26 protein-coding genes are annotated in these 26,026 nt (G+C 73.2%); 6 read left to right on the forward strand and 20 right to left on the reverse strand.

The features are described from left to right. Window positions 1-23 precede the first annotated feature (23 nt). Entirely contained in the window at window positions 24-494 is a 471-nt protein-coding gene (locus ACRYR2_RS00345) for a MarR family winged helix-turn-helix transcriptional regulator (protein ID WP_432560817.1), read from the forward strand. On the opposite strand, the gene ACRYR2_RS00350 is transcribed toward ACRYR2_RS00345, so the two are convergent. From ACRYR2_RS00350 to ACRYR2_RS00400, 11 genes are all read right to left on the reverse strand, one after another. Then, window positions 495-1,859, reverse strand: coding sequence for an AMP-binding protein (locus ACRYR2_RS00350; RefSeq protein WP_432560818.1), 1,365 nt, complete (start codon window positions 1,857-1,859; stop codon window positions 495-497). Beyond that, window positions 1,847-2,926: an MSMEG_0565 family glycosyltransferase gene (locus ACRYR2_RS00355; protein ID WP_432560819.1), complete on the reverse strand. Its 1,080-nt coding sequence runs from the start codon at window positions 2,924-2,926 to the stop codon at window positions 1,847-1,849. Before ACRYR2_RS00355 ends, ACRYR2_RS00350 begins: the two co-directional genes overlap by 13 nt. Beyond that, window positions 2,926-4,200 carry an MSMEG_0569 family flavin-dependent oxidoreductase gene (locus tag ACRYR2_RS00360; protein ID WP_432560820.1) on the reverse strand — a complete coding sequence of 425 codons (1,275 nt, stop codon included), beginning with the start codon at window positions 4,198-4,200 and terminating at the stop codon, window positions 2,926-2,928. The genes ACRYR2_RS00355 and ACRYR2_RS00360 overlap by 1 nt, the downstream gene beginning before the upstream one ends. After that, on the reverse strand, window positions 4,197-4,493 hold the full coding sequence (locus ACRYR2_RS00365) for an MSMEG_0570 family nitrogen starvation response protein (protein ID WP_432560821.1): 297 nt from the start codon (window positions 4,491-4,493) through the stop codon (window positions 4,197-4,199). Before ACRYR2_RS00365 ends, ACRYR2_RS00360 begins: the two co-directional genes overlap by 4 nt. Continuing rightward, on the reverse strand, window positions 4,486-5,358 hold the full coding sequence (locus tag ACRYR2_RS00370; protein ID WP_432560822.1) for a carbon-nitrogen hydrolase family protein: 873 nt from the start codon (window positions 5,356-5,358) through the stop codon (window positions 4,486-4,488). The genes ACRYR2_RS00365 and ACRYR2_RS00370 overlap by 8 nt, the downstream gene beginning before the upstream one ends. Beyond that, the gene (locus ACRYR2_RS00375; protein WP_432561132.1) at window positions 5,355-6,767 is read right to left on the reverse strand and encodes an MSMEG_0567/sll0787 family protein; all 1,413 of its coding nucleotides are present in this window, start codon (window positions 6,765-6,767) and stop codon (window positions 5,355-5,357) included. The genes ACRYR2_RS00370 and ACRYR2_RS00375 overlap by 4 nt, the downstream gene beginning before the upstream one ends. A 125-nt stretch (window positions 6,768-6,892) precedes the next feature. Further along, window positions 6,893-7,972, reverse strand: a complete 1,080-nt coding sequence (locus ACRYR2_RS00380) for an MSMEG_0568 family radical SAM protein (protein WP_432560823.1) — start codon at window positions 7,970-7,972, stop codon at window positions 6,893-6,895. A 2-nt stretch (window positions 7,973-7,974) separates the two neighbouring features. Beyond that, on the reverse strand, window positions 7,975-8,532 hold the full coding sequence (locus tag ACRYR2_RS00385; protein ID WP_432560824.1) for an MSMEG_0572/Sll0783 family nitrogen starvation response protein: 558 nt from the start codon (window positions 8,530-8,532) through the stop codon (window positions 7,975-7,977). Between the two features lie 21 nt (window positions 8,533-8,553). Then, window positions 8,554-9,375: an amidohydrolase family protein gene (locus ACRYR2_RS00390; RefSeq protein WP_432560825.1), complete on the reverse strand. Its 822-nt coding sequence runs from the start codon at window positions 9,373-9,375 to the stop codon at window positions 8,554-8,556. 51 nt (window positions 9,376-9,426) lie between these two features. Next, a complete protein-coding gene (locus ACRYR2_RS00395; RefSeq protein ID WP_432560826.1) occupies window positions 9,427-10,269 on the reverse strand; it encodes a carbon-nitrogen hydrolase family protein in 843 nt (280 codons plus the stop codon). A gap of 13 nt (window positions 10,270-10,282) precedes the next feature. Further along, complete coding sequence (locus tag ACRYR2_RS00400) at window positions 10,283-11,572, reverse strand: glycoside hydrolase family 125 protein (protein ID WP_432560827.1); 1,290 nt, start codon at window positions 11,570-11,572, stop codon at window positions 10,283-10,285. A gap of 129 nt (window positions 11,573-11,701) precedes the next feature. On the opposite strand from ACRYR2_RS00400, the gene ACRYR2_RS00405 reads away from it, so the two are divergent. After that, complete coding sequence (locus tag ACRYR2_RS00405) at window positions 11,702-12,796, forward strand: glycosyltransferase family 4 protein (RefSeq protein WP_432560828.1); 1,095 nt, start codon at window positions 11,702-11,704, stop codon at window positions 12,794-12,796. 10 nt (window positions 12,797-12,806) lie between these two features. Here ACRYR2_RS00405 and ACRYR2_RS00410 read toward each other — a convergent pair whose 3' ends face one another. The 6 genes from ACRYR2_RS00410 to ACRYR2_RS00435 all read right to left on the reverse strand — a co-directional run bounded on the left by ACRYR2_RS00410 (window position 12,807) and on the right by ACRYR2_RS00435 (window position 19,915). Continuing rightward, entirely contained in the window at window positions 12,807-13,799 is a 993-nt protein-coding gene (locus ACRYR2_RS00410) for a phosphotransferase enzyme family protein (protein WP_432560829.1), read from the reverse strand. 121 nt (window positions 13,800-13,920) lie between these two features. Next, a complete protein-coding gene (locus ACRYR2_RS00415; protein ID WP_432560830.1) occupies window positions 13,921-14,913 on the reverse strand; it encodes an ROK family protein in 993 nt (330 codons plus the stop codon). 4 nt (window positions 14,914-14,917) lie between these two features. Then, a complete protein-coding gene (locus ACRYR2_RS00420) occupies window positions 14,918-16,711 on the reverse strand; it encodes a family 20 glycosylhydrolase (RefSeq protein WP_432560831.1) in 1,794 nt (597 codons plus the stop codon). A 29-nt stretch (window positions 16,712-16,740) separates the two neighbouring features. Continuing rightward, window positions 16,741-17,619, reverse strand: a complete 879-nt coding sequence (locus ACRYR2_RS00425; RefSeq protein WP_432560832.1) for a carbohydrate ABC transporter permease — start codon at window positions 17,617-17,619, stop codon at window positions 16,741-16,743. Then, window positions 17,619-18,578, reverse strand: a complete 960-nt coding sequence (locus ACRYR2_RS00430) for a carbohydrate ABC transporter permease (RefSeq protein WP_432560833.1) — start codon at window positions 18,576-18,578, stop codon at window positions 17,619-17,621. The genes ACRYR2_RS00425 and ACRYR2_RS00430 overlap by 1 nt, the downstream gene beginning before the upstream one ends. A 47-nt stretch (window positions 18,579-18,625) precedes the next feature. Further along, a complete protein-coding gene (locus ACRYR2_RS00435; protein WP_432560834.1) occupies window positions 18,626-19,915 on the reverse strand; it encodes an extracellular solute-binding protein in 1,290 nt (429 codons plus the stop codon). A 201-nt stretch (window positions 19,916-20,116) separates the two neighbouring features. Between ACRYR2_RS00435 and ACRYR2_RS00440 the strand changes: the two genes are divergently transcribed. Both ACRYR2_RS00440 and ACRYR2_RS00445 read left to right on the forward strand, forming a co-directional pair. After that, on the forward strand, window positions 20,117-21,289 hold the full coding sequence (locus tag ACRYR2_RS00440; protein ID WP_432560835.1) for an ROK family transcriptional regulator: 1,173 nt from the start codon (window positions 20,117-20,119) through the stop codon (window positions 21,287-21,289). A gap of 93 nt (window positions 21,290-21,382) precedes the next feature. Continuing rightward, window positions 21,383-22,207 (forward strand): hypothetical protein, encoded by an 825-nt coding sequence (locus tag ACRYR2_RS00445; RefSeq protein ID WP_432560836.1) that lies wholly within the window; start codon window positions 21,383-21,385, stop codon window positions 22,205-22,207. A gap of 37 nt (window positions 22,208-22,244) precedes the next feature. Here ACRYR2_RS00445 and ACRYR2_RS00450 read toward each other — a convergent pair whose 3' ends face one another. The 3 genes from ACRYR2_RS00450 to ACRYR2_RS00460 are packed head-to-tail and all read right to left on the reverse strand — an operon-like array spanning window position 22,245 to window position 24,944. Beyond that, complete coding sequence (locus ACRYR2_RS00450; protein ID WP_432560837.1) at window positions 22,245-23,186, reverse strand: LLM class flavin-dependent oxidoreductase; 942 nt, start codon at window positions 23,184-23,186, stop codon at window positions 22,245-22,247. Between the two features lie 16 nt (window positions 23,187-23,202). Next, entirely contained in the window at window positions 23,203-24,396 is a 1,194-nt protein-coding gene (locus ACRYR2_RS00455; RefSeq protein WP_432560838.1) for an MFS transporter, read from the reverse strand. Continuing rightward, entirely contained in the window at window positions 24,393-24,944 is a 552-nt protein-coding gene (locus ACRYR2_RS00460) for a TetR/AcrR family transcriptional regulator (RefSeq protein ID WP_432561133.1), read from the reverse strand. Before ACRYR2_RS00460 ends, ACRYR2_RS00455 begins: the two co-directional genes overlap by 4 nt. Before the next feature lie 89 nt (window positions 24,945-25,033). On the opposite strand from ACRYR2_RS00460, the gene ACRYR2_RS00465 reads away from it, so the two are divergent. Both ACRYR2_RS00465 and ACRYR2_RS00470 read left to right on the forward strand, forming a co-directional pair. Continuing rightward, window positions 25,034-25,276, forward strand: a complete 243-nt coding sequence (locus ACRYR2_RS00465) for a hypothetical protein (protein WP_432560839.1) — start codon at window positions 25,034-25,036, stop codon at window positions 25,274-25,276. A gap of 150 nt (window positions 25,277-25,426) precedes the next feature. Continuing rightward, entirely contained in the window at window positions 25,427-26,026 is a 600-nt protein-coding gene (locus ACRYR2_RS00470) for a biotin transporter BioY (protein WP_432560840.1), read from the forward strand.

Here is a 26,026-nt window from a genome sequence, read left to right on the forward strand (position 1 = left end):
GCACGAACGGGTAGCCTGGGGAGGTGACTGCGACCGACCCGGCCACCGACCCGGCCACCGACCCGCTCGCCCTGGAGCGCCAGGTCTGCTTCGCCCTCGTCGTCGCCGCGCGCACGGTGCTCTCGGTCTACCGTCCCGTCCTGGAGCCGCTGGGGCTGACCCACCCGCAGTACCTGGTCATGCTGGCGCTGTGGGGCGGGGAGCCGATGTCGGTCAAGGCCCTCAGCGAGGCTCTGCAACTGGACCCGCCCACGCTGTCGCCGCTGCTCAAGCGCCTGGAGGCGAACGGCCTGGTCGAGCGCAAGCGGCTGCCCGAGGACCAGCGCACGCTCGCCGTCACCCTCACCGACGCCGGCTGGGCGCTGCGGGAACGGGCGCTGCAGGTGCCCCCGCAGATCGTGGCCAAGCTGGGGATGGACGTGGCCGAGCTCGAACGGCTGCGCGACGGGCTCACCCACGTCATCGACGCCGCGGTGCAGGCCGAGGCCGGCTGATCACCGCCAGCGCGATCGGCGCACCTTGCCGGTGTCGTCCCGGGGCGGCTCGCTGACGAACTCGTAGGACCGCGGCGCCTTCTCGGGGTCCAGCCGGGTGCGCACCCACTCCCGCAGCTGCCCCTCGACGACCGCACCCTGGACGACGGCGTGCACGACCTGGCCGCGTTCAGCGTCGGGCCGGCCCACGACGACGGCCGAGCCGACGGCCGGGTGCTCCTCCAGGACGGCCTCGACCTCGGCCGGTGCGATGGCCACCCCGGCGCTGGTGATGACGTCGTCGAGGCGGTCGGCGAGGAAGAGGTACCCGTCCTCGTCGCACCAGCCGGCGTCGCCCAGGGTGTGCCAGCCGTCGCGGACGACGGGTTCGGCGCCGAGGTAGGAGTAGGTGGGCCGGTCGCGGCGCATGAGCACCTCGCCCACCTCACCCGGCCCGCACGGGCTCCCGTCCGCGCGCGCGATCCGGAACCGCGACCCCGGGAGGGGCCGGCCGACGGTTCCCGGACGCCTCAGCCACTCCCGCCCGCCGACGAACGCGAGCCCCTGCGATTCGGTCCCCGCGTACAGCTCCTCGACGCGGTCGGCGCCCAGCCAGTCGATCCAGGCGCGCTTCAGCCACGGCGCGCACCGGGCCCCCAGGTGCAGGATCCGCGCCAGGGACCCGACGTCGGTGGCCGCGCGCCGGGGGTGCCGCAGGATGCGGTGCATGGTCGCCGGCACGAGCACCGCCCACGTGGCGCCGTCCTCGACCGCGCGCAACCACTCCCCGGCGTCGAACCGGGGCAGCAGCACCAGTTCGTGACCCGTCATCAGTCCCCGGAAGGCGTACACGAACGGCGCCGCGTGGAAGAGCGGGCCGGAGACGAGCTGGACGGCTTCCCGCGGCACGAAGGGGGCCACCGTCCCGTCCGGGTCGACGCGGGCCGGATCGGTGGCCCGCACGACCTTCGGGCGGCCGGTGCTGCCGCTGGACGTCGGGGCCTTCCACGACGAGGCCGCGAGGTCTGGCAGGTCCGGGCCGTCGATCCCCGCGGGCAGTCCACCGTCCACCACGACCCGGGGTGCGGTCAGTTCCAGCACCGCGACCCGTTCCCGGGCAGGCAGCCGGGGCGACAGCGGTTGCGGTGTCGCCCCGGCCTTCCACGCCGCGACGGTGGCGACGACGAAGTCCGGCGAGTTCGGCAGGCAGATCGTCACGACGTCGTCGACCCGCAACCCGTGGGCGATCCAGCGGCGGGCCAGCCGGGTGGCGCGCTGGTCGAGTTCGGCCCGGGTCAGCACGGCCTCGCCGCAGCGGACGGCGACGGCCCGCGGAGCACGGTCGGCCAGCAGCCGGAACGCGGCGCCGATGCTCAGATCGGGCACAACTGCCGGTACAGCTGCAGGTGGGCCTGCGCCGCGGCGGCCCAGGTGTGGCGCGCGGCCAGCTCCCGGCCGCGCGCCGTGCGGGCGGCGTCGGGGTGCGCGAGGGCCTCGCGCAGCGCGACCGCCGTCGTCGCGGGGTCGCCGGCGAACAGGGCCGCCCCGTCGAACACCTCGCGCAGCACCGGCAGTTCACGCGTCACCAGCGGAACTCCGGCCGCCAGCGCCTCCATCGCGGCCAGACCGAAACCCTCCTTCGTGGACACGAAACCCATCGCCGACGCCGCGGCGACCAGCCCGGGCAGGTCGGCGTCGTCGACGGGACCGAGCACGACGGGGTCGACCTCCAGTTCGACGGCGAGCCGGTCGAACTCGGCGCGGTAGGCGCGGTAGTCGAACAACGTCTCCCCGCCGGCGATCACGAGCCGGACGTCCGGTGCGTCCCGGCGCAGCAGCGCCACGGCCCGGAGCAGGTCGATGCTGCCCTTGCGGGGTTCGATCCCCCCGACGGCCAGGACGTACCGGCCGAACCGGTTCCGCCACGGCGACAGGTCACCCTCGGCGGCCCGCGCGAACCGGGTCGCGTCGACCCCGTTCGGAATGACCGTCGGGCGCAGGCCCCACCCGTCGGCGAGTTCGCGGGCGACCGAGGCCGACACGCACACGTGCGCGAACGGCTCGACGACGGCCTTCTCGTGGCAGGCCGTGAGTTCGGGGGTCGTGAAGGTGTCGAGGTGGTGCACCGTCCGCACGCAGCGGCCGACGGCGTTGGCGCTGATGCAGTCCTGCGCGTGCACGACGTCGTAACCGCCCGCGTCGAAACCCCGCCGGAGAACCTCGATCGAGCGCAGGATCCGCGCTCCCACGGATTCGCCGTCCCGTGCGGCGAACTCCACGACCCGGACGTCGACGCGCGGGTCGACGGGCCGGAAGAACGCCTGGTCGCCGCCGCGGCCCAGCGTCCACACCGAGACCTCCGCTCCCGCCTCGACGAGGGCCTCGGCCAGGGCGAGGGTGTGGACGACCCCGCCGCGGGGTTTCGTCGAGTAGGTCGTCAGGGCGATGCGCATCAGCCGAGCGCGGTGAGGAGTTCGCGCCGCGGCCGCGGCGCGCTGGTGGGCCCCGCGATCCGGTCCGCGAGGAACGCGGCGTCCCGGGCGATGCCGGCGAACCGGCCCGAGCCCCAGGTGTGCATCCACGGCAGCCCCAGGAAGTACAACCCCTCGGTGCCGGTGACACCGCGGGTCTGGCGGGGCCGGCCACGGCCGTCGAAGACGCCGAGGTCCACCCACGAGTAGTCGGCGCGGTACCCGACGCTCCAGACGACCGACGTGATCCCGGCCGCCCGCAGGTCCAGCGCCGCCTCCTCCTGCTCCGGGCGCCAGACCGGCGTGTACCGCGCCTCCTCGGGAGCGTCGAGCCCGTGCTCGGCGATGTACCGGTCGATGGAGTCCTTGATGCTCTCGGCGACCGAGTCGGCGTGGTCGAGCGCCGCCTCCAGGGTGGGGGCGAAGTGCACCACGCCGTCGCGGACGTCGGTCAGCCGCCCGTGCAGCCGCATCCCCTCGAGGGCGAAGGCACGCAGGTCGATGTCGCGCCCGCCGTCGCGGCCGGTCATGTAGTGGTTGGTCTTCTCCTGCGCGGCAGCGCCTCCGGGAACCTCGGTGGCGGTGACGTCGTAGACGCCCATCTCCTCCAGCCAGGCGATGCAGTCGCGGCCGCGGTAGGTGCGCGCGCAGCGCGGGGCGTTGCCGACGGCCAGGTGCACCGTGCGGCCGGCCAGGTGCAGGTCCTCGGCGATCTGTGCGCCGGACTGCCCCGAGCCGACGACGAGCACCGCTCCGTCTGGCAGGTCGGCGGCGCCGCGGTAGAGCGAGGAGTGCAGCTGGGTCACGTCGTCGGGGATCCGCGCGGCGGCGGTGGGGACGACCGGCAGGTGGTAGCCGCCGGTCGCGATGACGACCTGGTCGGCGGTGAACTCACCGGCGCTGGTCTCGACGTGGAACCGCTCGTCCCGCCACAGCCGGGTCACCTCGACGTGCTCGCGGACGGGCGGGTCGAAGCTCGCCGCGTAGCTCGTGATGAACCGGTGGACCTCGTCGCGCGGCATGAACCCGTCGGGTTCGGCCCCGCCGAACTCACCGGTGTAGGAGTACCCGGGCAGCCGGCACTGGAAGTTCGGGGTGACGAGGGTGAAGGCGTTCCACCGACCGTCGCGCCACTCGTGGCCGACGGTGTCGCGTTCGAGCAGGACGTGCTCGATCCCGCGCCCGGTGAGGTGGTGGCTGAGCGACAGACCGGCCTGGCCGGCGCCGACGATCAGCACGTCGTGGTCTTCGGTCATGACTTCTCCTGCGGAAGGGGAGGTTCGAGAGCGAGGACGCGCACGGAGCCGGACAGCCCGGCGGCGCGCTCCTGGATGTCGGCGAGCTGGGCCATGGCCGACGTGCACGCCATCCCGTAGCGGGCGCGGACGCGGTCGCTGGCCTCGGTCAGGGCGGTGCGGCAGCGTGCCGTGAACTCCTCGACGGAGTACTCCGCGCCGACGACGAGGTGGTCGTGCACCACGAGGGACGGCGAGTAGCAGTCCTGGACGGTGCTGTCCGGCCACCTCACGGTGAACGTCATCTCAGGCATGGACGAGTTCCTCCACGAGGGCGCCGTAGGTGTCGGGACGGCGGTCGCGCAGGTTGAACATCGCGCGACGGGCCGCGGCGAGTTCGGCCGCGACATCGACGTCCGCGACGGCGATCCCCGCGTCGACGCCGGTGTCGGCGAGGACCTCCCCGCCCGGCCCGACGACCTTCGCGCTGCCGACGAACCGCAGCGACCCGAAGGTGCCGGCCTGGTTGGAGGCGACCCAGACCACCTGGTTCTCCAGGGCTCGGGCCTGGTCGTACAGGTCGAAGCGCTTCTTCCAGCGGTCCTGCGCGAGGTCGGTGACCGACGCCGTGCGGGCCCCTGGCCAGGCCGAGATGCTCACGACGATCTCCGCGCCGTCCAGCGCCGCCGACCGGGCGGCCTCGGGGAACGCCTTGTCGTAGCAGATCTGCAGCCCGATCCGGCCGACCGGGGTGTCGAACGCCTCGAACACCGACCCCGCCGCGTAGGAGAGGTTCTCGCCCAGCGGTTGGTGGACCTTGCGGTGGACGCCGAGGACGCCGTCGCCGGTCAGCGCGACGGCGGTGTTGAACAGGTCGTTCCCGCCGTCCTCGCAGATCCCGAGGACGACGACGGTGTCACCGGCCAGCTCCTGCACCCGGCGCAGTTCCGGGCCGTCCAGGCGCAGCGGCGGGGGGCCGGACCGTTCCCGGCGCGACGCGGCGGTTCCCCGGTCCTGGCTGGACCCCAGAGAGGAGAGGTAGCCGCCGAGGCAGGCCTCCGGCAGGGCGAGGAGCTGGGCGCCCTGCGCCTGCTGCAGCAGTCGTTCGACGGTGGCGTAGGCGGCGTCGAGGTCCCGGCCGAAGTTCTCCGCGACCGCCGCGAATCTCGTGGTGGTCATGCTCTTCCCATTCCTGTGACGGTGCCCGGGATCGCCCGGGTCACCTCGCCGTCCGGCCAGCGCAGCGAGACACCCGGTGTCCCGGCGTGCAGCCGGCCGATGGTTGCCGTGGTGGCCGGACCGGCGGGTGCCGGTGCACGGCCCGGTACGTCGGCGGTCACCATCCCGAAACCGGGGAAGCAGGTGAACCAGTCGCCGACGGTGGTGCCGGCCGGCCGGGGAACGGCGGCGACGTCGATCTCGGCGCCGACTCCGCTGGCCTCGGCCAGCATCCCCACGGTGCCGAGCAGCCCGGCCATGCTGACGTCCTTCGCCGCCGCCGGGCGGGTGCGGGCGACGAAGGACCCCATCTCCCGCAGGTCCCCGGCCTGCCGCCAGGACGTCGAGTCCCACTGCGTGCCGGTGTACCCCGGCCGCCAGCCGCCCTCGAGGTCGACGGTCAGCGACAGGTCGTGTCCCGCCCGGCCGCCGCCGGCCGGGACGGGGTGCGCTGTGCGGCCCAGCGCGGTGACCGACAGGGCCGCGGGGACGCCGAACTGGGTGTGCCCGCCGAGGACGGGAACTCCCCACGCCTGCGCGGCGTCCCGCAGTCCCGTCACGACCACGCGGGCGTGCTGGGGAGTGGGCGCGGCGAGCGCGTCGAGCAGGCCGACGGGGGAGGCGCCCATCGCGGCCAGATCGTTGAGGTTGACCAGGACCGCGCACCACCCCGCCCACGCCGGGTCCCGGTCGACCAGCGAGGGCAGGACCGCGTCGCAGGCCGCGACGACGTCGGTGCCCGGGACGGGGGTGCCGTCGTCGCCGAGGAAACCCGCCGGCGTGCGCACCAGCTCCTCCAGGACGCCGGCGAGTCCGGCCTTGGTGGCCTCGGCGAGCCGACGCGGCCGGTCCATCGGGTACCGCACGAGGGCGTGCGGCGTTCCCTGCACCTCCACGTCGCGGACGTGCTCCCAGCCCAGCCGGCGGAACAGCACCGCGCTGCGCCGCTGGACGGTGGCGTCGAAGCGCAGCGCGCCCAGTTCCTCGGCGTGCGCGCACGCCGCCCGGACCAGCGCCGCCCCGACCCCACCCAGTGTCCGGGCCCCGGCCGCCACCACCAGACGGCTGCCGCGCCACCAGCCGACGTCGGGTTCGTGGCACGGCGCCAAGCGCACCCCGCCGACGACGGATCCGTCGGCGGCCCGCGCCACCAGCACCCGCCGCCGTGGGTCGTCGTCGGCCGCGTCGTGGTCGTCGCGGCTGAACAGCCCCTGCTCGGCCACGAACACCTCCCGCCGCAGCCGCCGGTAGCCCAGTTCGGCCGCCGTGTCGGCGACCTCGACGTGGAAGGCGGCGCGCGGCCGGGGAACCCCGGCCAGCAGGGGAACCTCGAGCGGGGCCGTCCTGTTGTGCGGAACTCCGAACTCCAGGTCCACCGCTCCTCCTCTCGACGTGAAGTGCTTGATCGCGGCAGTGCTTGATCACGACAGTGCCCGATCACCGCGAGTTCCCGACCCGCCGTGATCAAGCACTTCGGTGATCAAGCACGATCGGGTCAGGCGCTGAGGTTCTGCAGCACCGAGCACGCACCGCACGCGGCGCAGCCGGCCATCTGGTCCGACCCGCGCATCCCGCCGGCCTGCAACGCCTTCGCCACCCGGCGCGAGATGTCCTCCAGGACGGCCGGATCGGGCGCACCGGCGCCGTCGACGTCCACCGCCAGGGTTCCGGCCAGCGGCCGGAACGGGACGACGAACGGGTAGACGCCGGCCTCGATGAGCCGTTCGGCGCCCGCGACCAGCTCGTCGGGGTCCTCGCCGAGGCCCACGAGCAGGTACGTGGAGACCTGGTTGCGGCCGAAGACGCGCACGGCCTCGGTCCACGCCGCCCAGTACTCGGCCAGCGGGACGGTCGACTTCCCCGGCATCCAGCGGCGACGGACCGCGTCGTCGAGGGATTCGACGTGGATGCCGATCGAACTGGCGCCGGCCTCCATGAGCTCGGTGATCGTCGCCAGGTCCGCCGGCGGTTCGCACTGGACCTGCACGGGCAGGCCGGGCACGGCCTCCCGGACCGCGCGGACGCACCGGGCCAGGTGCCGGGCGCCCCGGTCGGGGGCCGTCGAGGTGCCCGTCGTCATGACGACGTGCCGCACCCCGTCGAGCCGGACCGCCGCCTGCGCGACCTCGGCGAGCATCGCCGGGGTCTTGACGGCGACCGTCGCCCCGGCGTTCAGCGACTCCTCGATGGCGCAGAACCGGCAGCGGTTCTCCGGTGCGTACCGTGAGCACGTCTGGACGACCGTGGTGGCCAGGACGTCCCGGCCGTGCAGCTTGGCGATCTGCTCGTACGGGGTTCCGTCGGCGGTCCGCAGGTCGTAGAACCGGGGGCGGTCGACGGCCTCCACCTCGATCCCGAGGTCGGTGACCGCACCCGTCTGCTCCAGGAACAACCGGCCCTCCCGCACGAGGTACGGACTGTCCGACCGCATCGGGATCGCCGAGGCGAAGCCGCCCAGGACGACGTGCCCGTCGTCACTGGGACCGGCCCCACCCGTGCGGCGCACGGGCGCGGCCAGCCGGACGCCGCGGATCGCGACGTCGACCCGGGTCCCCACCGACTTCTGGCAGTCCATCGTCAGACCATGTACGTGGAGTTGATGATCGCGCCCTTGCGCGCGTAGTGGATGATCGCGTCCTGCACGTCGAGCGGGTGGCAGGGGATGACGCCCTCGATGAGGTCCTCCTCGCGGTTGCCGTGCAGGGCCAGGCCGAAGCGGCAGCAGTAGACCGTCCCGCCCTCGGCGATGAACGTCTCCAGCGCCCCGTTGATGTTCTGCTCGCCGGGGAAACCGGAGTCGCCGACGGTCGGGAAGCCGCGGGTGGCGATGCAGTTCATCGCGCCCGGCCCGTAGAAGTAGATGGCGGACTCGAAACCCTTGCGCAGCGCGCGGGTGGCCTGCAGGACGGCGACGAAGCTCACCGAGGACTCGTGGGCGATGCCGTGGACGAGGGTGAAGTACGTCTCCCCGCCCTGCGCCTGGTAGTCGGGGAACACCTTGGTCGAACCGTAGATGTTCTCGCCCTTGGGCTTGGACGGGTGCGGGATCTCGGCGAGCGACCTGGCGATGTTCGCCTTGATCTGCTCCTCCACGGCGGTGTCGGTGGTCGCGGGGGAGGTGGTCGTCTGGGTCACGGTGTGGCTCCTTCGTGTGGTTCAGCCGTAGAGGGTGGAGTAGTTGTCCTGCAGGAACATCCGCACGAGTTCGGTGTTCCCCGAGGCCGCCTGCAGACGAGCCAGCTCGCCCGCGTGGTCGCCCCACGGTTCGTCGGAGGCGAACAGGACCCGGTCGGCGCCGATCCCGCGCCGTTCGATCTCGTCCGCCAGCCAGCGGGGTGCGAAACCGATCGCCCAGCTGGTGTCGGTGTAGACCTTCTTGCCGGCCTCGATCCAGTCGAAGAACCGGCCGCCGATGAGCTTGATGTGCGCGCTCATCCCACCGCCGAGGTGGACCAGGTGGATCCGGACGTCGTCGCCGTAGCGTTCCACGAGCTTGCCGACCTCGTCGATGTCCGAGGCGGCGCCGGGGGAGGTGTGCACGTGGACGACGAGGTCGCGCTCCCCCGCCGTGCCGAAGATCCTCTCGATCTGCGGCTGGGAGGTGGGGTCGTCGACCCCGCCGCCGAGCAGGAAGCTCGTCTTCAGGGCCACGACTCCGCGTTCACCGGCCAGCGCCAGGGCGGCATCGGTGAGTTCGGCGTCCTGGGCCCGCGGCGAGGTCCACAGTCCGCAGACGAACCGGTCGTCCTTCGCGGCCGTCTCCAGGACGAGCTCGTTGAGGGCGAAGCTGGCGCCGGCGACGGGGACGCCGTAGTTCGGCAGCAGCAGGGCCCGCTCGGTGCCCTCGCGGTCGAGGTCGGCGAGCAGGTCGGCGATCTGGTCGCGGGCGGTCGTGTCGGGGTTGACCGGCGGTCCCCCGTAGAAGGGGTACGCCGGCAGCCGGCCGATGTGTCGGTGCGCGTCGTACGTGGTGGGCACGAAGACAGTTCACGCCCTAACTGTTTCGTGCTGGTTACGTCCGGAACACTTTCACGTTTCGTAGATCTCACGACGGCGTTCGGCCAGGTGGTGCAGCGTGCGCCGGGCGCGCACCACCTCCGCCTCGACGTCCACCGCGACGGCGGCCAGGCCACCCTTCGATCCCGTCCGGGCCAGCACGTCCCCGCCCGGGCCGACGACCTTGGCCTGTCCCAGGAAGCGCAGCGACCCGTGCATCCCCGTCTGGTTCGACGACACCCACACGACCTGGTTCTCCGCGGCCCGCGCGCAGTCGTACAGGTCGAACAACCGTGACTGGCGGTCCTGCGGCAACCGGGAGGAGCGGTCGGTGACGTTGGCCGGCCACGCCGACAGGCAGGCGACGGTGTGTGCGTCCTGCAGCGCGAGGGTGCGGGCGGCCTCGGGGAAGGTCTTGTCGAAGTCGATGAGCATCCCCAGCCGGCCGACGGGGGTGTCGAAGGCGGCCAGCTCGTCACCGGCCGCGTAGAGCTTCGCCTCCCCGGGCGGCAGGTGGACCTTGCGGTGCCGGCCCAGGACGCCGTCGCCGTGCAGGCAGACGGCCGCGGGGTGCTGGACGGTCGTGCCGTGGACGTCCACGGCCTCGGTGAAACCCAGGCACACGGTCATCGGACCGCACGCGCGACGAACCTGCTCGAACACCGGGTCGTCCGCGCTCAGAGCGGGCGGCAGCTGCGTCGCCTCGGGGTCGAGCATGTCCGGCAGGTACCCGCCCAGGGTCCCGTGCGGCAGGACGAGCAGGTCCGTCCCGCCCGCCCGCGCCTCGGCGACGATGCCCAGTGCCTTGGCCAGCCCGCGATCGAGGTCACGGCCGAAGTTGGCCGCCACGGCGGCGACGCGGACGGGGCGGAACATGCCGCGAGGGTAGTCAGTCCAGGTCGGTGACCCGCAGGCCGAGCAGGGACAGGGCCAGTTCGCAGAACGTCGAGTCGGCCCAGGAGAACCACTCCCGCGTCCACCGCGAGGGGTCGTCGACGTGGAACCCCTCGTGGACGTGCAGCGTTCCGTCGTCGGTGTCGGCGACGAGCTGCAGCATCCGCACCGCCTCCCGCTCCGAGCCGCTCGTCAGCGCCTGCACGCACAGGGCGATGGGCCACACGTACCGGTCCGGGGTGTGCGGGCTGCCGATCCCGGTGGCCGCGGTGCCGCGGTGGAACCACGGGTTGGTCTCCGACAGCACGAGCCGGCGCGTGGTCACGTACAGCGGGTCGTCGGCGGCGCAGGCGCCGAGCAGCGGCAGCGACAGCAGGCTGGGCATGTTGGCGTCGTCGGCGAGCAGGACGCCGCCGAGCCCGTCGACCTCGTAGGCCCAGACCCGGCCGTGCTCGGGGTGCTCGACGACGCCGTGCCGGGCGACGCCCTCGCGCAGCTCGGCCGCGAGCTGCCGCGCGTCCCGTGCCAACGCCGGGTCGTCGAAGACTTCCCGGGCGGCCGTGGCGACGTGGTCGAGCGCGCGGGCGGCGAACAGGTTCGCCGGGACGTTGTAGCCGTACTCGCAGGCGTCGTCGCTGGGGCGGAACCCCGACCAGGTCATGCCCGTGCGGGCCACCGGGGTCCCGAGCCCGTCGCGCTGCAACGTCTCGCTGCGCAGTGGCGTGGGGCGTACGAACCGGTACGGGGAGCGCTGCTCGTGGTCCTGCTCGAGGCGCCACAGGTCGACGATGCGGCGCATCGCCGGGGCGGCGTCGGCGCCGAGGACGTCGTCGCGGCCCGTCGCGCGGCGCAGCCGGTGCGCGAGCAGCACCGGGAAGGCGAGGGAGTCCACCTCGTACTTGCGCTCCCACAACCTCGGGTCGTCCGTGTTGTCGCCGGGTTCGTGGCAGGCGCCGGTGGGGCCGTCGTTGAAGGCGTTGGCGTAGGCGTCGTGCCGGATCGAGGCGAACTGGGTCTTCAGGACCCCGGCGATGACGTCGGTCAGCGCGGGCGCGCGGTCCAGCAGCAGCAGGTACGTCTGCCACTGCGCGGTGGAGTCGCGCAACCACATCGCCGGGATGTCGCCGGTGACGACGAACACCGACCCGTCCTCGCGCACCGTCGGGGTGCGCTCGACGGTCTCGCGCAGGGCGCGGGCGAAGAGCGTCCCGACCCGTTCACCCGCGTGTCGCGTCACCTCGACCGTCAGGTCGTCCACCAGCGTCTTCGGCAGCAGCTCGTCCACCCGCACACTGTAGGCCCATCCTGGGAACGATCTCAGAAGAACCGCGCACCGAAGAGTTCGCGCGTCGTTCAGCCGCCCTCCTCCCGGTGGTGGCCGGGCCGGGCGAGCGCCGCCACCACGCTGGGCACCGTGCGAGTAGCGATCGTCACCGAGTCCTTCCTCCCACAGGTCAACGGCGTGACCGGCTCGGTCCTGAAGGTCTGCGAGCACCTCGCGGCCGAAGGCCACCGGGCCGTCGTCATCGCTCCCGGTCCCGGGCCGTCCCGGTACGGCACGACCCGGGTCGTCCGCATCCCGTCGGCACCGCTGCCGGGGTACGCCGAACAACGCGTCGCCTACCCCGGGTTCCGCCTCGCGCAGGCCCTGCGCGCGTTCCGCCCCGACGTCGTGCACCTGGCCGCGCCCACCGTCCTCGGGGCGCAGGCGGCCACCGTCGCGCAACGGGCAGGGGTTCCGGCCGTCGCCATCTACCAGACGGACCTGCCGGGGTACGCCGCCCGCTACGGCTGGCGGGGAGCCTCCCAGGCCGTGTGGAGCTGGCTGCGCCGGGTGCACCAGATGGCGGCCCGGACCCTGGCCCCCAGCCGGCACGCCTGCGCCGAACTCGTCGCCCACGGGTTCCCGGACGTGTCGCGCTGGCCCCGCGGCGTCGACGTCGACCGGTTCCACCCGCAGCACCGCGACGAGGACCTGCGGCGCCGCCTGGCCCCGCGCGGCGAACTCGTCGTCGGCTACGTGGGACGCCTGGCGCGGGAGAAGGAACTCGACCTACTGCGGTCGGTGCACACGCTGCCGGGGGTCCGGCTGGTCGTCGCCGGCGACGGGCCGCAGCGCGCGCACCTGCAACGCACCCTGCCGCGGGCGCAGTTCCTCGGCACGGTGCACGGTCGGGAGCTGTCGGGGGTGTTCGCCTCCCTCGACCTCTTCGTGCACACCGGCCGGCACGAGACGTTCTGCCAGAGCGCGCAGGAGGCGCTGGCCAGCGGCGTTCCCGTGGTCGCCCCCGCCGCCGGTGGCCTGCTCGACATCGTCGACCCGGGGGTGAACGGGACGTTCTTCGCGCCGGGGAACGCCGGGGAACTGCGCGGCACCGTCGCGCTGCTCGCGCACGACGGCGCGGCCCGACGGGAACTGGCCGGGCGCGCACGGGCGTCGATCGCGGGCCGGGACTGGACGTCGGTGGGCCGGGAACTGGTGGACAACTACCGGGCCGTGACGGTCTGAACCCGTCGCCTCACAACGCCGCGGCCCACCCCGCGGGGTCGTCGGGGCCCGGAACGGCCAGCAGTCCGTGCCACAGGTCCAGGACCTCGTACCAGTGCGCCTCGGCCGGGTCGAGCGGTCGCACCGACTCGTACCCGGCGCGCAGCCACCGCCGCGTCGCGGCCGGGGTCGGTCCCCAGTTCGTGAACCGCGTGCCGAGGTAGGTGCCGGCCTTGGCCAGGTCGTGCACGCGGTGCTCGACCACGACGTCGTCGAGGTCGAGCACCCCGACGACCCGCGATCCGCGGACCAGGACGTTGGCGGCGCGGAAGTCGTTGTGCACCAGCTGGGGTTCGTCACCCGGAGACGGCGCCGCGGCCAGCAGGTCCGCCAGCCGCCGCGACGCCGTCGGCGCGAAACCCCGGTCGCCGTCCGCCAGCCAGTTCCCCACGCGTGCGGTCAGCGCCCCGGCGCGGGCGAACCCCTCGGGGTGGCAGGCGCCCAGGGCCAGGTGCACCCGCGCGAGGCAGGCGCCGGCCGCGTGGACGGCCGCGCGGTCGGTGACGTCCAGCCACCCGCCCGCCAGGTGCGGCAGCACCGCGACGGACAACGGCCCGGCCGGCCCGTCGAGCACGACCCGGTCGCGATCGTCGGAGGTGGCGACCGGCGCCGCCACCGGAACACCGGAAGCGGCCAGCGTGCGCAGCAACCGCGTCGAGGCCTCCAGCCGGGCGAAGCGCTCGCCGGCCCGCGACCACTTGACCACGAGCCGGCCGCGGTCGGTGTCGGCCCAGACGATCGCGTTCTGGTCGCTGATGACCATCCGCGGGCAGCCGTGCACGGTGATCCGCCAGACCTCGCGCAACGCCGCGGTGAGCCACCCCGTCACGGCGTCGAGGCCGGTGAACCCGAACCGTCGGCGCAGGGTGAGCGCGGGGTCCACGGATTCCCACAGCATCGACAGGCCGGGCGGCAGCACGCCCAGACGGTAGTGGTCGCCGTCCCGCGCCCCGGGTCGACTCACCGCGGGCTCCGCCGGCGGGTCCCCGCACCCCTGGACGGGGCGAGCGCGGTGACCAGGAGGCCGTCGTCGACCAGCGGACCGCACCGGTCGAGGAGCGGCCGGTGAGGGACCCGGAGGAGTTCTACGGCCTGCCGGCGGAGGTGACCCGAGCCGCCTGACCCGCCCCGACGGCCGCCACGGGCCGGTCGCCCGGCAGCAAACTCAGCCGCTGGTCCAGGGCCAGGCCGCGCAGGAACGCCGAACCCCGGGCCTGCTGCTGCAGGGCGGCGGCGACGCTGCGCAGCACGGGCTCGCCGACGGCAGCCGCACCGCCGGCCAGCACGACCACGGCCGGATCGCAGGTCAGCGCGATCGTCCGCACCGCCAGCGCCACCCCGGCCGACCACCGGTCCCGGACCGCCACGGCGGCGGGGTCACCGGTCGCGGCGGTCGCGAACAGGTGCTGCGCCGACCGGCCTTCGTCGCCGTGCGGCCAGTCCCGTTGCAGGGCCGACCCCGCGGCGACGGTCTCCAGGCAGCCCCGCTGACCGCACGCGCAGGGGTGCCCGCCGGGGTCCAGGGCGAGGTGGCCGATCTCGCCGGCCGCCCCGGTCGCCCCCCGCAGCAGTTCCCCGCCGACGACGAGCCCGGCCGCCAGGCCGGTGCCCAGCGACAGCACGGCCAGGTCGCCGGGCGGGGCGAGCAGCGCGTGCGCGCCGACGGCCGTGGCGTTGACGTCGTTCTCCACGACGACGGGAACGCCGCCGACGGCCCGGCGCAGCAGACCGGCCAGGTCGACCGGGTCGGGACCGAAACCCAGGTTGACCGCGCTGCGGACGGTTCCGGCGATCGGGTCCACCAGGCCGGGGATGCCGACGCCGATGCCCTCGAGGTCGACGGGACCGGCGGTCACGAGGCCGGCCACGAGCTCGGCCACGAGGGCCGCCGCGGCGGCCACGACGTCCGCGACCCCGCTGGGGGTGGCACGCCGGGCGGCGGCCAGCACCTCGCCCGCACCCGGTCCCGAGGCCAGTGCCACCCCGTCGATCTTCGTCCCGCCGATGTCGAGGCCGACCCGCACGGCGCGGTGGTCCGTCACCGGCGCCGGGCGCACCGGTGACGTCAGCACGGGCACGGTGTCAGCTCCCCGCGCGCAGCAGGGCGTGCCGCAGCCGGCCGAACTCCGCGACGCTGTCGGCCAGGCCGCCCGGGCGCGAGCGCAGCAGCCAGCAGGCGCGCTGCTCCTCCAGCAGGGCGTCCAGTTCCGTCAGCAGCCGGGCCGCGGCGGCCGGCTCGAACGAGCCGTCCTCCGCCCGGGCCTGCAGGACCCGCACGGCGAGGTCGGACAACCGCAGCGCCTGGGCGAGCTCGCGCAGCACGACGTCCCCGTCGGCCGCGGCGGGTTCGGCGGCCGGCAGGTCGGCCAGGCAGGCCAGCAGCGTCTCGTGCACGGCGGCCAGGGCGTCGGCGCTGGGCACGGCCCAGGGTTTGAGGTCGTCGGGTTCGCGCAGGGCCAGGCACAGCGGCGAGGAGTTCAACAGCGGGGCCCCGAGCTGCTGGCAGACCTTCCCGGCCCGGATCAGCACCTCGCCCGTGATGCCCGTGGGGTCCAGCAGCAGCGCCTGCGACAGGACCGCGGCGACGTCGACGTCGCGGTTGTCCTCCAGCGACCAGGACACCGCCCCGCCGAACAGCACGGGCCCGAAGGCCACCGACGGCGGGTCCCAGTGCCCGTGGTCGCCCCAGGAGGTGTTCAGGTACCCCTGGGCGCCGTTCTCCAGCCCGACCTCGGCCGCGTCGACCATGTTCGCGACCGCGTTGTCCCAGCGGCCCAGCAGCGAGTTCCAGTTGCTCGCCCCCGGTGCGACCCAGAACGGGATCCCCGCCTCCAGCAGCAGCTTGGCCCGGTCCCGGAACCCGTCGCGCAGGGCGGTGACGTCGACGCCGAGGCTGCGCCACTCCTGCACCTGCCCCGGGCTGGCCGCGTCGACGACCTCGGCGAGCAGGGCGGGGGAGTCGTACTGCCACACCACCGGGATCGCGCCGGGCGGAACCCGGTCCATGAGCTCGGGGTGGTCGCCGAAGACGTCCGCCCAGAACTCCACGGTGTACCCGCGGTCCAGCCACGGCTGCATGATCGACGTCACGTACTCGAAGTAGACGGTTCCGATGCCCACCTCGGCGATCCGCTGCGCGCTCTTGCCGGTCCCGAGCTCGAACGGCTCGTCGGCGCCGATGTTGATCCGCTTGGTGCGGAAGTTCGGCGCGACGTCCTCGAGCAGGCCCTGGACGAACGCGGCGTTCTCCGGCGTGGGTTCCACGGTGCTGGGCGGCCGGTGGTGCCCGCGCATCGTGAACCCGTCCTCGTTCTCGGCGCGCCCGGCGTGCTCGGGGTGCTTGAGGAACCGCTCCATGTGCCCGAGCGTGTTCTGGTTGCAGACCAGGTCGATGCCCTTGGAGGCGCACAGCGCGTCCAGCCACTGCAGGTCCGCCGCGGTCAGGGGGGAGGCGTCCTGCCACACGACCTGCTGACCGCTGAACGCGTACGTGTGCTCGGTGTACAGCTCGAAGGAGTTGATGCGGGCCAGCTCCAGGACCTCGACCCAGCGAGCCAGCGTCCGGCGGGTCGGGACCCGGTCGCGGCTGACGTCCAGCATGAAACCGCGGACGCCGAAGTCCGGGTGGTCGCTGATGTCGTAGCTCGTGGTGGCGAACCCGCGGTCGGCGCGCAGCTGGTCCAGCGTCGCCAGGGCGTAGCGCAGGCCGGCCGCGTCGGCGTGGGTGACGGTGATGCCGTCGGCCGAGGTCTGCAACCGGAAACCCTGGGCGGGGATCGAGGCGTCGAGCACCACGCGCACGGTGGCGTCCGCGGCGGGGCCGCTGCCGGTCGTGGTCGACATCGACTTCGGACGGGGGAACGGCGTGACAGGCACGGTGAGCACTCCAGGTGGTAGGGGGTGGTTCAGCCCTTGACGGCGCCCGCGACCATGCCCTTGGTCATGGCGTTCTGGACGAGGACGAAGACGACGAGGACGGGAACGGCGATGAGCGTGGAGCCGGCCATGACGCCGGCCCAGTCGGTCTCCTGCAGGTTCGAGGAGAAGGTCTGGAGCCAGACCGGCAGGGTCATGCGGTCACCGGAGGCCAGGACCACGAACGCCAGCGTGTACTCGTTCCAGGCGACGAGGAAACCGAAGACACCGGTGGCGACCAGGCCGGGACCCAGCAGCGGCAGGGTCACCTTGAGGAACGCCGTGGACCGTGAGCAGCCGTCCACCATGGCGGCCTCCTCCAGCTCGACGGGGATCCCGTCGACGAAACCCTTGAGCATCCACACCGTGAAGGGGACGATCATGCCCATGTAGAGCAGCGACAGCCCGGCCACCGAGTTCAGCAGGCCCCAGCCGTCGAGCATGCGGTACTGCGAGATGAACAGCGCCTCGGCCGGGATCATCTGGACGATGAGGACGGCGATGAGCACCCCGCGCCGGCCGACGAAGGCGAACCGGCTGAGGGCCACGGCGCCGAACAGCGCGGCGACGACGCAGACGGCGACGGACAGCAGGGCGGCGGCCAGGCTGAACCCCATGGACGTCCAGAAGACGTCGGAGGTCAGCACCTGCTCGAAGGCCCGGAACGTGGGCTGCAGCGGCGCCAGCAGCGGCGGGCTCGCACGCAGCCGGTCCTCCGGCATGAGCGCGGAGTTGACCATCCAGTAGATCGGGAAGACCCAGACGAGCGCGAACACGATCGCCAGGGCGTTCCACACCGGCCGGCGCCTGTTCCTCGCCGAGCGGGTCCTGGTGTCGAACAGCGGGGCGGTCGTCGTGGTGGCGGCCATCAGAGGTCTCCCTGCTTCATGAGCGTGCGCATGTACCGCCAGGTCAGCAGCAGGACCAGCAGCAGCATGACCGTCGCCAGCGCCGAGGCGATGCCGTACTCACCGCCGCCGATGCCGACCTCGTAGACGTACGTCCCCAGCAGGTTGGTCGCGCGGTTGTTCCCGGCGACGCCCTGCAGGACGTTGATCTGGGTGAACACCTTCAGGTCCCAGATGATCTCCAGCATCGTGACGAGCAGGATGACCGGCCGGATCATCGGCAGCACCACGTGCCGCAGCCGGGCGAACCAGCCGGCGCCGTCGAGCTGGGAGGCCTCGACGACCTCCTCGTCCACCTGGTTCAGGGCCGCGTAGGTCATCAGCGTGACCAGCGGGACCGACGTCCAGACGACGGTGGTGGACGCGACGCCGAAGAACGTCCACTGGTTGCCCGCCAGCCAGGAGAAGTTCTCGAAGCCGTCCAGCCCCATCGAGGTGAGGATCCAGTTGACGACGCCGTAGCGCGGTTCGGTCAGCCAGACGTAGGAGGTCAGCGCCGAGATCGGGGGCATCGCCCAGGCCAGGACGAGGGTGATCTGCAGGACGACCCGGGGAACCGGGGAGACCTTCTGCAGCAGCAGCGCGAAGGCGATGCCGATGACCATGGTGAGCCCGGCGCTGACGGCGCAGAACGCGACCGAGCGGGCGGTCACGACCCAGAAGTACGGATCGGTCAGGACCTGCTGGTAGTTCGCCAGGCCGACCCACTCCGGGGGTTGCCCGAACTGCTGGGCCAGGCCGAACTCCTGGAAGGACATGATGAACTGCCGCACCAGCGGGTAGCCCAGCGCGAGGCACACGAGTCCCACGGGCAGGACCAGCAGGAGGTAGGGCATGGCGAGCGACCCTCCACGGCGGCGCGGCCGTCGGATCGCCGTGGTCGCGACACCCGGGGGTGCGGTCGTGAGCTGCTCGGACACCACGTTCTCTCCTCCTGTCGTCCTGGGGTGGCTGGTCCGCTGCCGCGTCAGCTCTGGTTGAGCGCGTCGGCGATCGTCGTGTCGAGCTCGGCGGCCACGGCCTTGACGTCCTCGCCGCGGGCGATGCGGGTCCAGAAGTCGCGCGGGACGTTGTTGCCGTCCAGGACGCCCCACTGCGGGGAGTTCGGCGTCAGCACCGAGTTCTCGATGATCTCCTGGGCGATCGAACCCGTCGGGCCCTCCAGCGCCGAGGTGAACGACGTCCGACCCGGGATCCAGCCTCCGATGGCCGCCATGTCGGTCTGGAACTCGTCGGAGTAGATGAGCGCCAGCAGGGCCTGGGACAGCTCGAGGTTGTGGTTGTTGGCCGAGATGCCGATGCTGGACCCGCCCGAGAAGGTCTTCCCGATGGTGCCGGGAGTCAGCCCGGGCAGCGCCATGACGCCGACCTTGCCGGCGTCCCACATCGCCTGGTCGATCTTGGCGGCGGCGACGTTGAGCGCGCTGTAGATGCCCAGCTTGCCCTGGTTGAACAGCTGGTGGGCGGCCTGCACGTTGTCGTTGGAGTCCAGGGCGTACTTCGTCGCGTTGAGCATGAGGTCCTGCACCTGCACCAGGGCCGCCTGGGACTCGGGGCTGGAGAGGTTCCCCGTCCAGGTGTCGCCCTCCTGCAGGGCGTACTGGCCACCGTGGGTGAACAACCACCCCTCGTTGGTGTGCGGGTCGGCGCCGGGCATGTAGATCCCGGAGAACTCCGGGGTGCCCTCGGGGTTGGCCGCGTCCAGCGCCTTGGCGGCCGCGACGAGCTCGTCGAGGCTGGTCGGGACGGCGATCCCGGCCGCGGCGAACAGGTCCTGCCGGTAGTAGTAGATGCGCGCCCCGGCGTACAGCGGGGTGGCGTACAGCTTGCCCTCCCAGGAACCGGCGTCGATGAAGCTCTGGATGAGGTCGCCGCCGCCGAGCGCTTCCTCCTGGTCGGAGATGTCGAGCAGTGCGCCGACGGAGGAGAAGAGGGCGACCTGGGTGTTGCCGAACTCGACGACGTCGGGGCTCTCGTCCTTGCTGGCCAGGCTCGTCTGGAGCTTGGAGACGATGCCGTCCCACTGCTGCACCTCGATGGTGAGCGTGGCGCCGGAGTTCTGGCTCTCGAAGGTCTCCTTGAGCCAGGTGCGGGTCTCCTCGGGGATCGAGTCCTCCATGAACCAGATGCGCAGGTCGGTGCTGTCTCCCCCGCCGCCCCCGGGGGAGGAGGACGAGTCACCGCCACAGGCGGCGAGGCCGCCGAGGAGGGCGGCGCCGGAGGCGCTGGCGAGGAGCGATCGACGGGTGAGGTTCATGTGCGGCAGCCTTTCGGGTCCGGTGCGACGGTGCGGGACGGTGCAGGAGGGGTGGGGGAGTGATCGACTCGGCGGTGAGTCTTCGCGCTCCCACGACTCCGTGACAAGTGTCAGGACGCCTGCTTAACAGGAATGTAACCCTCCCTGCCGTATTCGGGAAGAGGCTTGCCCCGGATTCGTGAGTGGGGCAAACTAACTGGTGTGAGCAGGCCGACCGTCCCCGCACCGCGGCCGCACCCGACGCCGTGGCGCACGTCCACCCGCGGTCGGCGGCCCAGCGCCAAGGTCCTGCCGTCCCAGGCGCGGGCGCACAACCGCGCCGTGGTGCTCGGCCTGCTCTTCCACTCCGGGCCCGTGTCCCGGGCCGACCTCGCGCGCGCCACGGGTCTGACCCGGGTCACCGTCTCCGAGATCGTCGGCGACCTGCTCGCCGACGGGCTGGTCGCCGAGCTCGGCCTGCGCCCGGAGGGCCGCGTCGGCAAACCGGCCATGATGGTGGGGTTGCGCTCGGCCGAGCACCACATCGTGGCCGTGGACCTGCAACGTCTGCCCGTGGGCCGGATCGCGGTGCTGGACCTGGCCGGGACGGTCGTCAGCGAACGGACGGCGGACTTCAGCGGGTTGCGGGGCGAGGAGGCCTTCGGCGCCCTGGCGGAGCTGTGCCGACAGGCGGTGGAGTCCGCACCGCAGCGGGTCGTCGGCGTCGGCATCGGCACCCCGGGCATCGTGGACGCCGGCGGGGGCGTCGTGGAGTCGGCCCGGCTGGGCTGGAAGGACCTGCCGCTGGCCGAACGGCTGTCGGCCGCGCTGGGCCTCGGGGTGCACGTGGCCAACGACGCCGACGCGGCTGCGCTCGCCGAGTTCACCTACGGCGAGGCGTCGGCCTCGGGGTTCATGGCCGTCGTCGTCGGGCAGGGCGTCGGTGCCGGGCTCGTCCTGGACGGGCACCTGGTGCGCGGGCACCGGCTGGCGGCCGGGGAGATCGGCCACCTGACGGTGGACCCCCGCGGCGCCGAGTGCGAGTGCGGCCGCCGCGGGTGCCTGGAGACGATCGTCGCGCCGACGTACCTGGCCCGCACGCTCGAAGGCCGCACCCCCGCGCGCCGGCGGACCGCGCTGCGCGACGCCGGCCGCCGCCTGGGCGCGGTGCTCGCGCCCGTGGTCGCCGCCCTCGACCTCGAGGAGGTCCTGCTCACCGGTCCGCTCGATCTGCTGGACGGGCCGCTCCTGCAGGCCGCCGCCGAGACCGTCGACGGAACGCTGCTGCCCACCTCGGGTCCTCCGGTGCGCCTGCGGATGGCCGCGCTCGGCGAGAACGGTGTCCTGCAGGGCGCTGCCGCCCTCGTCCTGGCCGGCGAGTTCGGCTTCAGCTGACCCCACCCCATCCCGCGGTGATCAAGCACTTCGGTGATCAAGCACTTGTGGACAACGCCGAGACCCGGTCCGCGTCGCGTGCACCCTTCTCACGTGCCCCAACCCCCGCGCACCGCCGAACTCGCACACCACCTCGTGGACCTGTCGCTCGACGATGCCGCGCGCATCCGAGCACTCGCCCGCGCCATCCCCGACGGCGGAGCCGTCTCCCGTCGCACGGCGGCCCTGGTGCACGGGTTCCACCTCTTCGGGCACCGGGAGCAGTCCGAACGCATCCCGTTGCAGTGCACCATCCCGCGTGGAGCCGAACGGGTGCGGCGTCCGGGGGTGCAGAGTTTCACGTCCACGCTGCGCGGTGACGTGGTGGACCTGGACGGGCTGCCCGTGACGTCGATCGAGCGAACTGTTCTGGACATCGCTCGCTACTGCACGCCCGACGTCGCCATCGCGATGCTCGACCTCTCGTTGCGGAGAGGACTGTGGGATCGCGAGGCGCTGCTGGAACGCGTCGAGGAGGTGCGCGGCGATCGAGGCGTCGGGAAGGCGCGGTACCTCATCCAGGCCGCCGACCCCGGCGCCGAGTCGCCGGGCGAGAGTGCCTGTCGCCTGCGGCTCCTCGACGCCGGCTTCGACCGTCCGCAGACGCAGATCCTCGTACCGCGCGGTCGTGGCCGGCACTTCCGGCTCGACGTGGGCTGGGAGGACCTGCTCCTGGCCGTCGAGTACGACGGTGTCGAACCCCATGCCGGCGGGGAGGCGTACGCCCGGGACACCCGTCGTCGAGCGTGGTTGTCCGATCAGGGGTGGACGGTGCTGGTGGCGCACAAGGGCCACGTGTTCGGAACGTCCACGGAGCTGCAGAACGCCGTCGGCGAGATCCTCGGCGTGGCGCCGCGGACCCGTCGGCGACTCTGGTGAGTCGTGCTTGATCACGGAAGTGCTTGATCACGGTGGGTCAGAGGGCGCGGGCGAGGGAGTCGAGGGCGGCCAGGCGGTCCTCGCCGGTGGGGAGGAGCACGACCTCGTCCAGGCCCGCGTCGCCGAGCTCGGCGATGCGGGTGCGGACGTGGTCGGCGGTGCCGGCCAGGGTGAGGTCGTCGACCCACTCGTCGGGCATGCGGCGGGTGAACTCCAGGGCGTCGGTGCACTGCTCGCGCAGCGCGTCGAGTTCGGCGACGTAGGGGGAGGAGGCGACGTGGACCGCGGCGTCGCCCGTCCCGACCCACACCAGCCCGGGGCGCACGGCGTCCCGGGCGCGCGCCGGGTCCTCGTCGACGGCGGCGAGTTCGTACCCGATGAGCCGGTGACCGGGCGCGTCCCCGATCTGCTGCCTCGCGGTGCGGGCGTAGTCGGCACTGACGGGTTCGGCCAGCAGGGTGCCGTCGGCCGACCGGCCGGACAGGGCCAGCGACCTGGGGCCGCGCACCCCCGCGACGACGTCCGGCGGGGTCGTCGGAGGTTCTTCCAGGCGCACGCCGTCGAGGTGCACGTAGTCGCCGGCCAGCGTGACGGTCTCGCCGTGCAGCAGGCGGCGCACGGCGTCGAGGTGCTCGCCGAGCGAGGTCAGCGGACTGCGGCCCCACTGGCCGACCTGCCGCATCCACCCCGGCACCCCGTGCCCCAGGCCCAGGGTGAAGCGCCCCGGGAAGAGGTTGGCGAGGGTCGCCGTCTCCATCGCGGTGAAGGCGGGGTTGCGGGCGGCGGCCGGAGCGATGCCGAGGCCGACGTGGAGGCGTTCGGTCACGGCCAGGACGGCTGCGGCCTGGGCGAAGGCGCCGCGGAAGCCCAGGTCCTCGATCACCCACAGGCTCGAGAAGCCGAGTTCGTCGGCCCGGCGGGCGAACGGCAGGACGTCGGCCAGGGGCAGGTCGCGGGGGAGGGTCACACCGGTGTGCACGGGATCACGTCACCTTTCACGGGGTTCGTTGCAGGGAGGGCCTGGCCACGGCGCGGGCGAAGGCACCGGAGACGGCGACCATCACGAGCACGAGCAGGATCGCCGAGCGCAGACCGGTGTGCTCGCCGATGAAACCCAGGACGGGCGGTCCGACGAGGAACGCGGCGTAGCCGGCGGTCGCGACGGCGCTGACCCGGCGGGCCGCACCGACCGGGTCGTCACCGGCCGCGGACAGGGCGACGGGGAAACCGAGCGCGGCGCCGACGCCCCACAGCAGCACCCCGACGACGGCCACCCCGATGCCCGGGGCGAAGGACACCAGCGCGATGCCCACGACGGCCGCCGCGGCAGAGGTCAGCATCACCGGCGTGCGGCCGTACCGGTCGAGGAACCAGCCACCGGCGAAGCGTCCGGCGGCCATCGCGGCGCCGAAGAACGCGAACACGAGGGAACCGGTCGTCGCCGTCAGCCCGAAACCGTCGACGACGATGAGCGGCAGCCAGTCGCCGGCCGAACCCTCGGCCAGGGCCATGCCCAGCACGATGACGCCGATCGCCAGGGTTCGCGTCTCGCGCCACACCGACAGGAAACCGCCGACCGTCTCCCGCAGCGGAACGCTCTCGGCCGCGCGTGGTTCCCGCCCGGTCCCGGCCCGCAGGCTCGTCACCATCCAGACGGTGGCGGCCGCGGTGAGCGCACCCGTCGCGAGCAGGTGCGCCAGGACCGGCAGGGCCGCGGCGTTCGCGGCGAGCCCGAGCAACGCGCCGAGGCACAATCCCAGGCTGTAGCTGCCGTGCAGACCCGGAACGACCGTCCGGCCGACGGCCTGCTCCAGCGCGACGCCTTCGACGTTCAGGGCGATCTCGCCCGACCCCAGGCCGAAACCCAGGAGAGCCAGACCGAGCGCGACGAGCCAGCCCAGGCCCAGCGCGGCGCCGATCCCGACGACGACGGTGCCGAAGGCGACCGAGAACATGCCGGTGCGGATCGTCGAGCGCGCACCGGAGCGGGCGACGTACGGGCCGCCGACGGCGATGCCCACCATCGACCCCACCGACATCCCGGCGATGATGAAACCCATGTCCCCGGTGCTGGAACCGGTGAGGTCCCGGATGGCCGGCGTGCGCGAGACCCAGGCCGCCATGGTGAGGCCGTTGCAGGCGAAGGCCGTGATCAGGGCGGCACGCACCCGGTTCGGCGGAACGGTCACGAGAAACCTTCCAGGGGGCCGGTGAGGCGCCGGACGGCGGCCCGGACGCGGTCGGGGTCGAACGGCTCGACCGAGATCCAGCTGTGCAGGACCAGGCCTTCGAGCAGGGCGTCGATCATCGGGGTGAGCTCGGCCGGGAACCAGCGTTCCAGCGACGTGCGCGAGCGGTGCATCCAGTGCTGCACGAGTTCGCGGTAGCGCTCGTCGCGCACGGCCAGCGCCCACAGTTCGGTGTTCAGCACCATGTCCCGCCGGTGTTCCACGCCCTCGGCCACGACGATCTGCACGACGCCCTCGCGCGGGTCGGTGCCCTCGGGCAGTTCGGCCAGGACGCGGTCGAACCGCGCGTGCATCGTGTCGGCCAGGCGCGTGAAGGCGGCCAGCAGCATGTCGTCGCGGGTGGGGAAGTGGTACGTCATCGAGCCCAGCGGGACGTCGGCGGCCTCGGCGACCGTGCGGTAGGTCGCCCCCGCCGTCCCGTGCTCGGCGATGACGTCGAGCACGCTGTCGACGATGCGGTCGCGGCGTTCGGGATCGGTGCGCCGCATCACGGCGACGAAGCTATCAGAACGTACGTACGTACGGAAGGAGGTCGCTCCGACGTGCACACGGCACCGGACCTGCCGAAGATCGATCTATGACGACGGCGCCACAGGAGTTCCACCGCAACAGCGACGAACGGCACGACGCCTCGGACGTCGCCGGCGACGCCGCGTCCCACGGGCCCGCACAGACTTCGGGGACCCCCGGCACGCCGCAGGTCCCCGAGGGGTACCCCGAGCAGGTCGACCCCGCCGAGGGGCCGCTGGCAGGCCGCGACCCGCACCTGCTCGGCGACCTCGCGCACCCCGGGGCCCCTCAGCACGAGGACGAGGCGTAGCTGCCGGCGCCCCGCCTCCGCGCGGTGGCGGCGGCTGTTCGCGTGGAGCTCACCGGACCCTCGTGCCCGTCGCCCGGTGCGGACGCAGGTGTGCGCACCGCGTCCTCCGATGGGACCCGCGCGACCGCCGGAGCCACTACATTCGTCCGGGTGACCTCCTCGACGCGCCCCCGGACCGCCGTGGGGATCCGCCGGCCGGCCGACCGCTCCCGTGACCTCGCGCTGGTGGCGGTGTTCGCCGCGCTGGTGTCCGCGCTGGCGCTCACCCCAGGCATCCCGGTGGGCGGCGTCGGTGTTCCGATCACCCTGCAGACGCTGGGGATCATGCTGTGCGGCGCGGTGCTCGGTCCGTGGCGGGGTGCGGTGGCAGCGGCGTTGTACCTGCTCGTGGGCTTCCTCGGCATCCCGGTCTTCGCCAACGGCAACGCCGGGCTGGGGGTGCTGGCCGGCATGAGCGCGGGGTACCTGATCTCCTACCCGGCGGCGGCCTTCGTGACGGGATGGCTGACCCGCGCCGGTGCCCGGCGCGGCCGCACCGTCCTGGGCCTGGTGCTGGGCGTCGTTCTGGGCGGCGTCGTCCTGGTGCACGTGGCGGGGACCGTCGGCATGGCGATCGCCGGGAACCTCCCGCCGGCCACCGCGGTGAAGTTCGACCTCCCGTTCCTGCCGGGGGACGCGCTCAAGGCCGTCCTGGCCGTCCTGGTGGCCGTTCCGGTGCACCGCGCGTTCCCGCGGTTGCTGCGCCGCTGA

The organism is Kineococcus deserti (assembly GCF_050871945.1).
Taxonomy (GTDB): domain Bacteria; phylum Actinomycetota; class Actinomycetes; order Actinomycetales; family Kineococcaceae; genus Kineococcus.

Excerpts from the sequence above, each read along its gene's own strand:
- ACRYR2_RS00355 (WP_432560819.1), bottom strand. The coding sequence starts at position 2,926 with ATGCGCATCGCCCTGACGACCTACTCGACGAAACCCCGCGGCGGGGTC.
- ACRYR2_RS00360 (WP_432560820.1), bottom strand. The coding sequence starts at position 4,200 with ATGACCGAAGACCACGACGTGCTGATCGTCGGCGCCGGCCAGGCCGGT.
- ACRYR2_RS00365 (WP_432560821.1), bottom strand. The coding sequence starts at position 4,493 with ATGCCTGAGATGACGTTCACCGTGAGGTGGCCGGACAGCACCGTCCAG.
- ACRYR2_RS00370 (WP_432560822.1), bottom strand. The coding sequence starts at position 5,358 with ATGACCACCACGAGATTCGCGGCGGTCGCGGAGAACTTCGGCCGGGAC.
- ACRYR2_RS00380 (WP_432560823.1), bottom strand. The coding sequence starts at position 7,972 with ATGGACTGCCAGAAGTCGGTGGGGACCCGGGTCGACGTCGCGATCCGC.
- ACRYR2_RS00395 (WP_432560826.1), bottom strand. The coding sequence starts at position 10,269 with ATGTTCCGCCCCGTCCGCGTCGCCGCCGTGGCGGCCAACTTCGGCCGT.
- ACRYR2_RS00425 (WP_432560832.1), bottom strand. The coding sequence starts at position 17,619 with ATGGCCGCCACCACGACGACCGCCCCGCTGTTCGACACCAGGACCCGC.
- ACRYR2_RS00435 (WP_432560834.1), bottom strand. The coding sequence starts at position 19,915 with ATGAACCTCACCCGTCGATCGCTCCTCGCCAGCGCCTCCGGCGCCGCC.
- ACRYR2_RS00460 (WP_432561133.1), bottom strand. The coding sequence starts at position 24,944 with ATGCGGCGCACCGATCCCGAACGCCGCGACCGCATCGTCGACAGCGTG.
- ACRYR2_RS00465 (WP_432560839.1), top strand. The coding sequence starts at position 25,034 with ATGACGACGGCGCCACAGGAGTTCCACCGCAACAGCGACGAACGGCAC.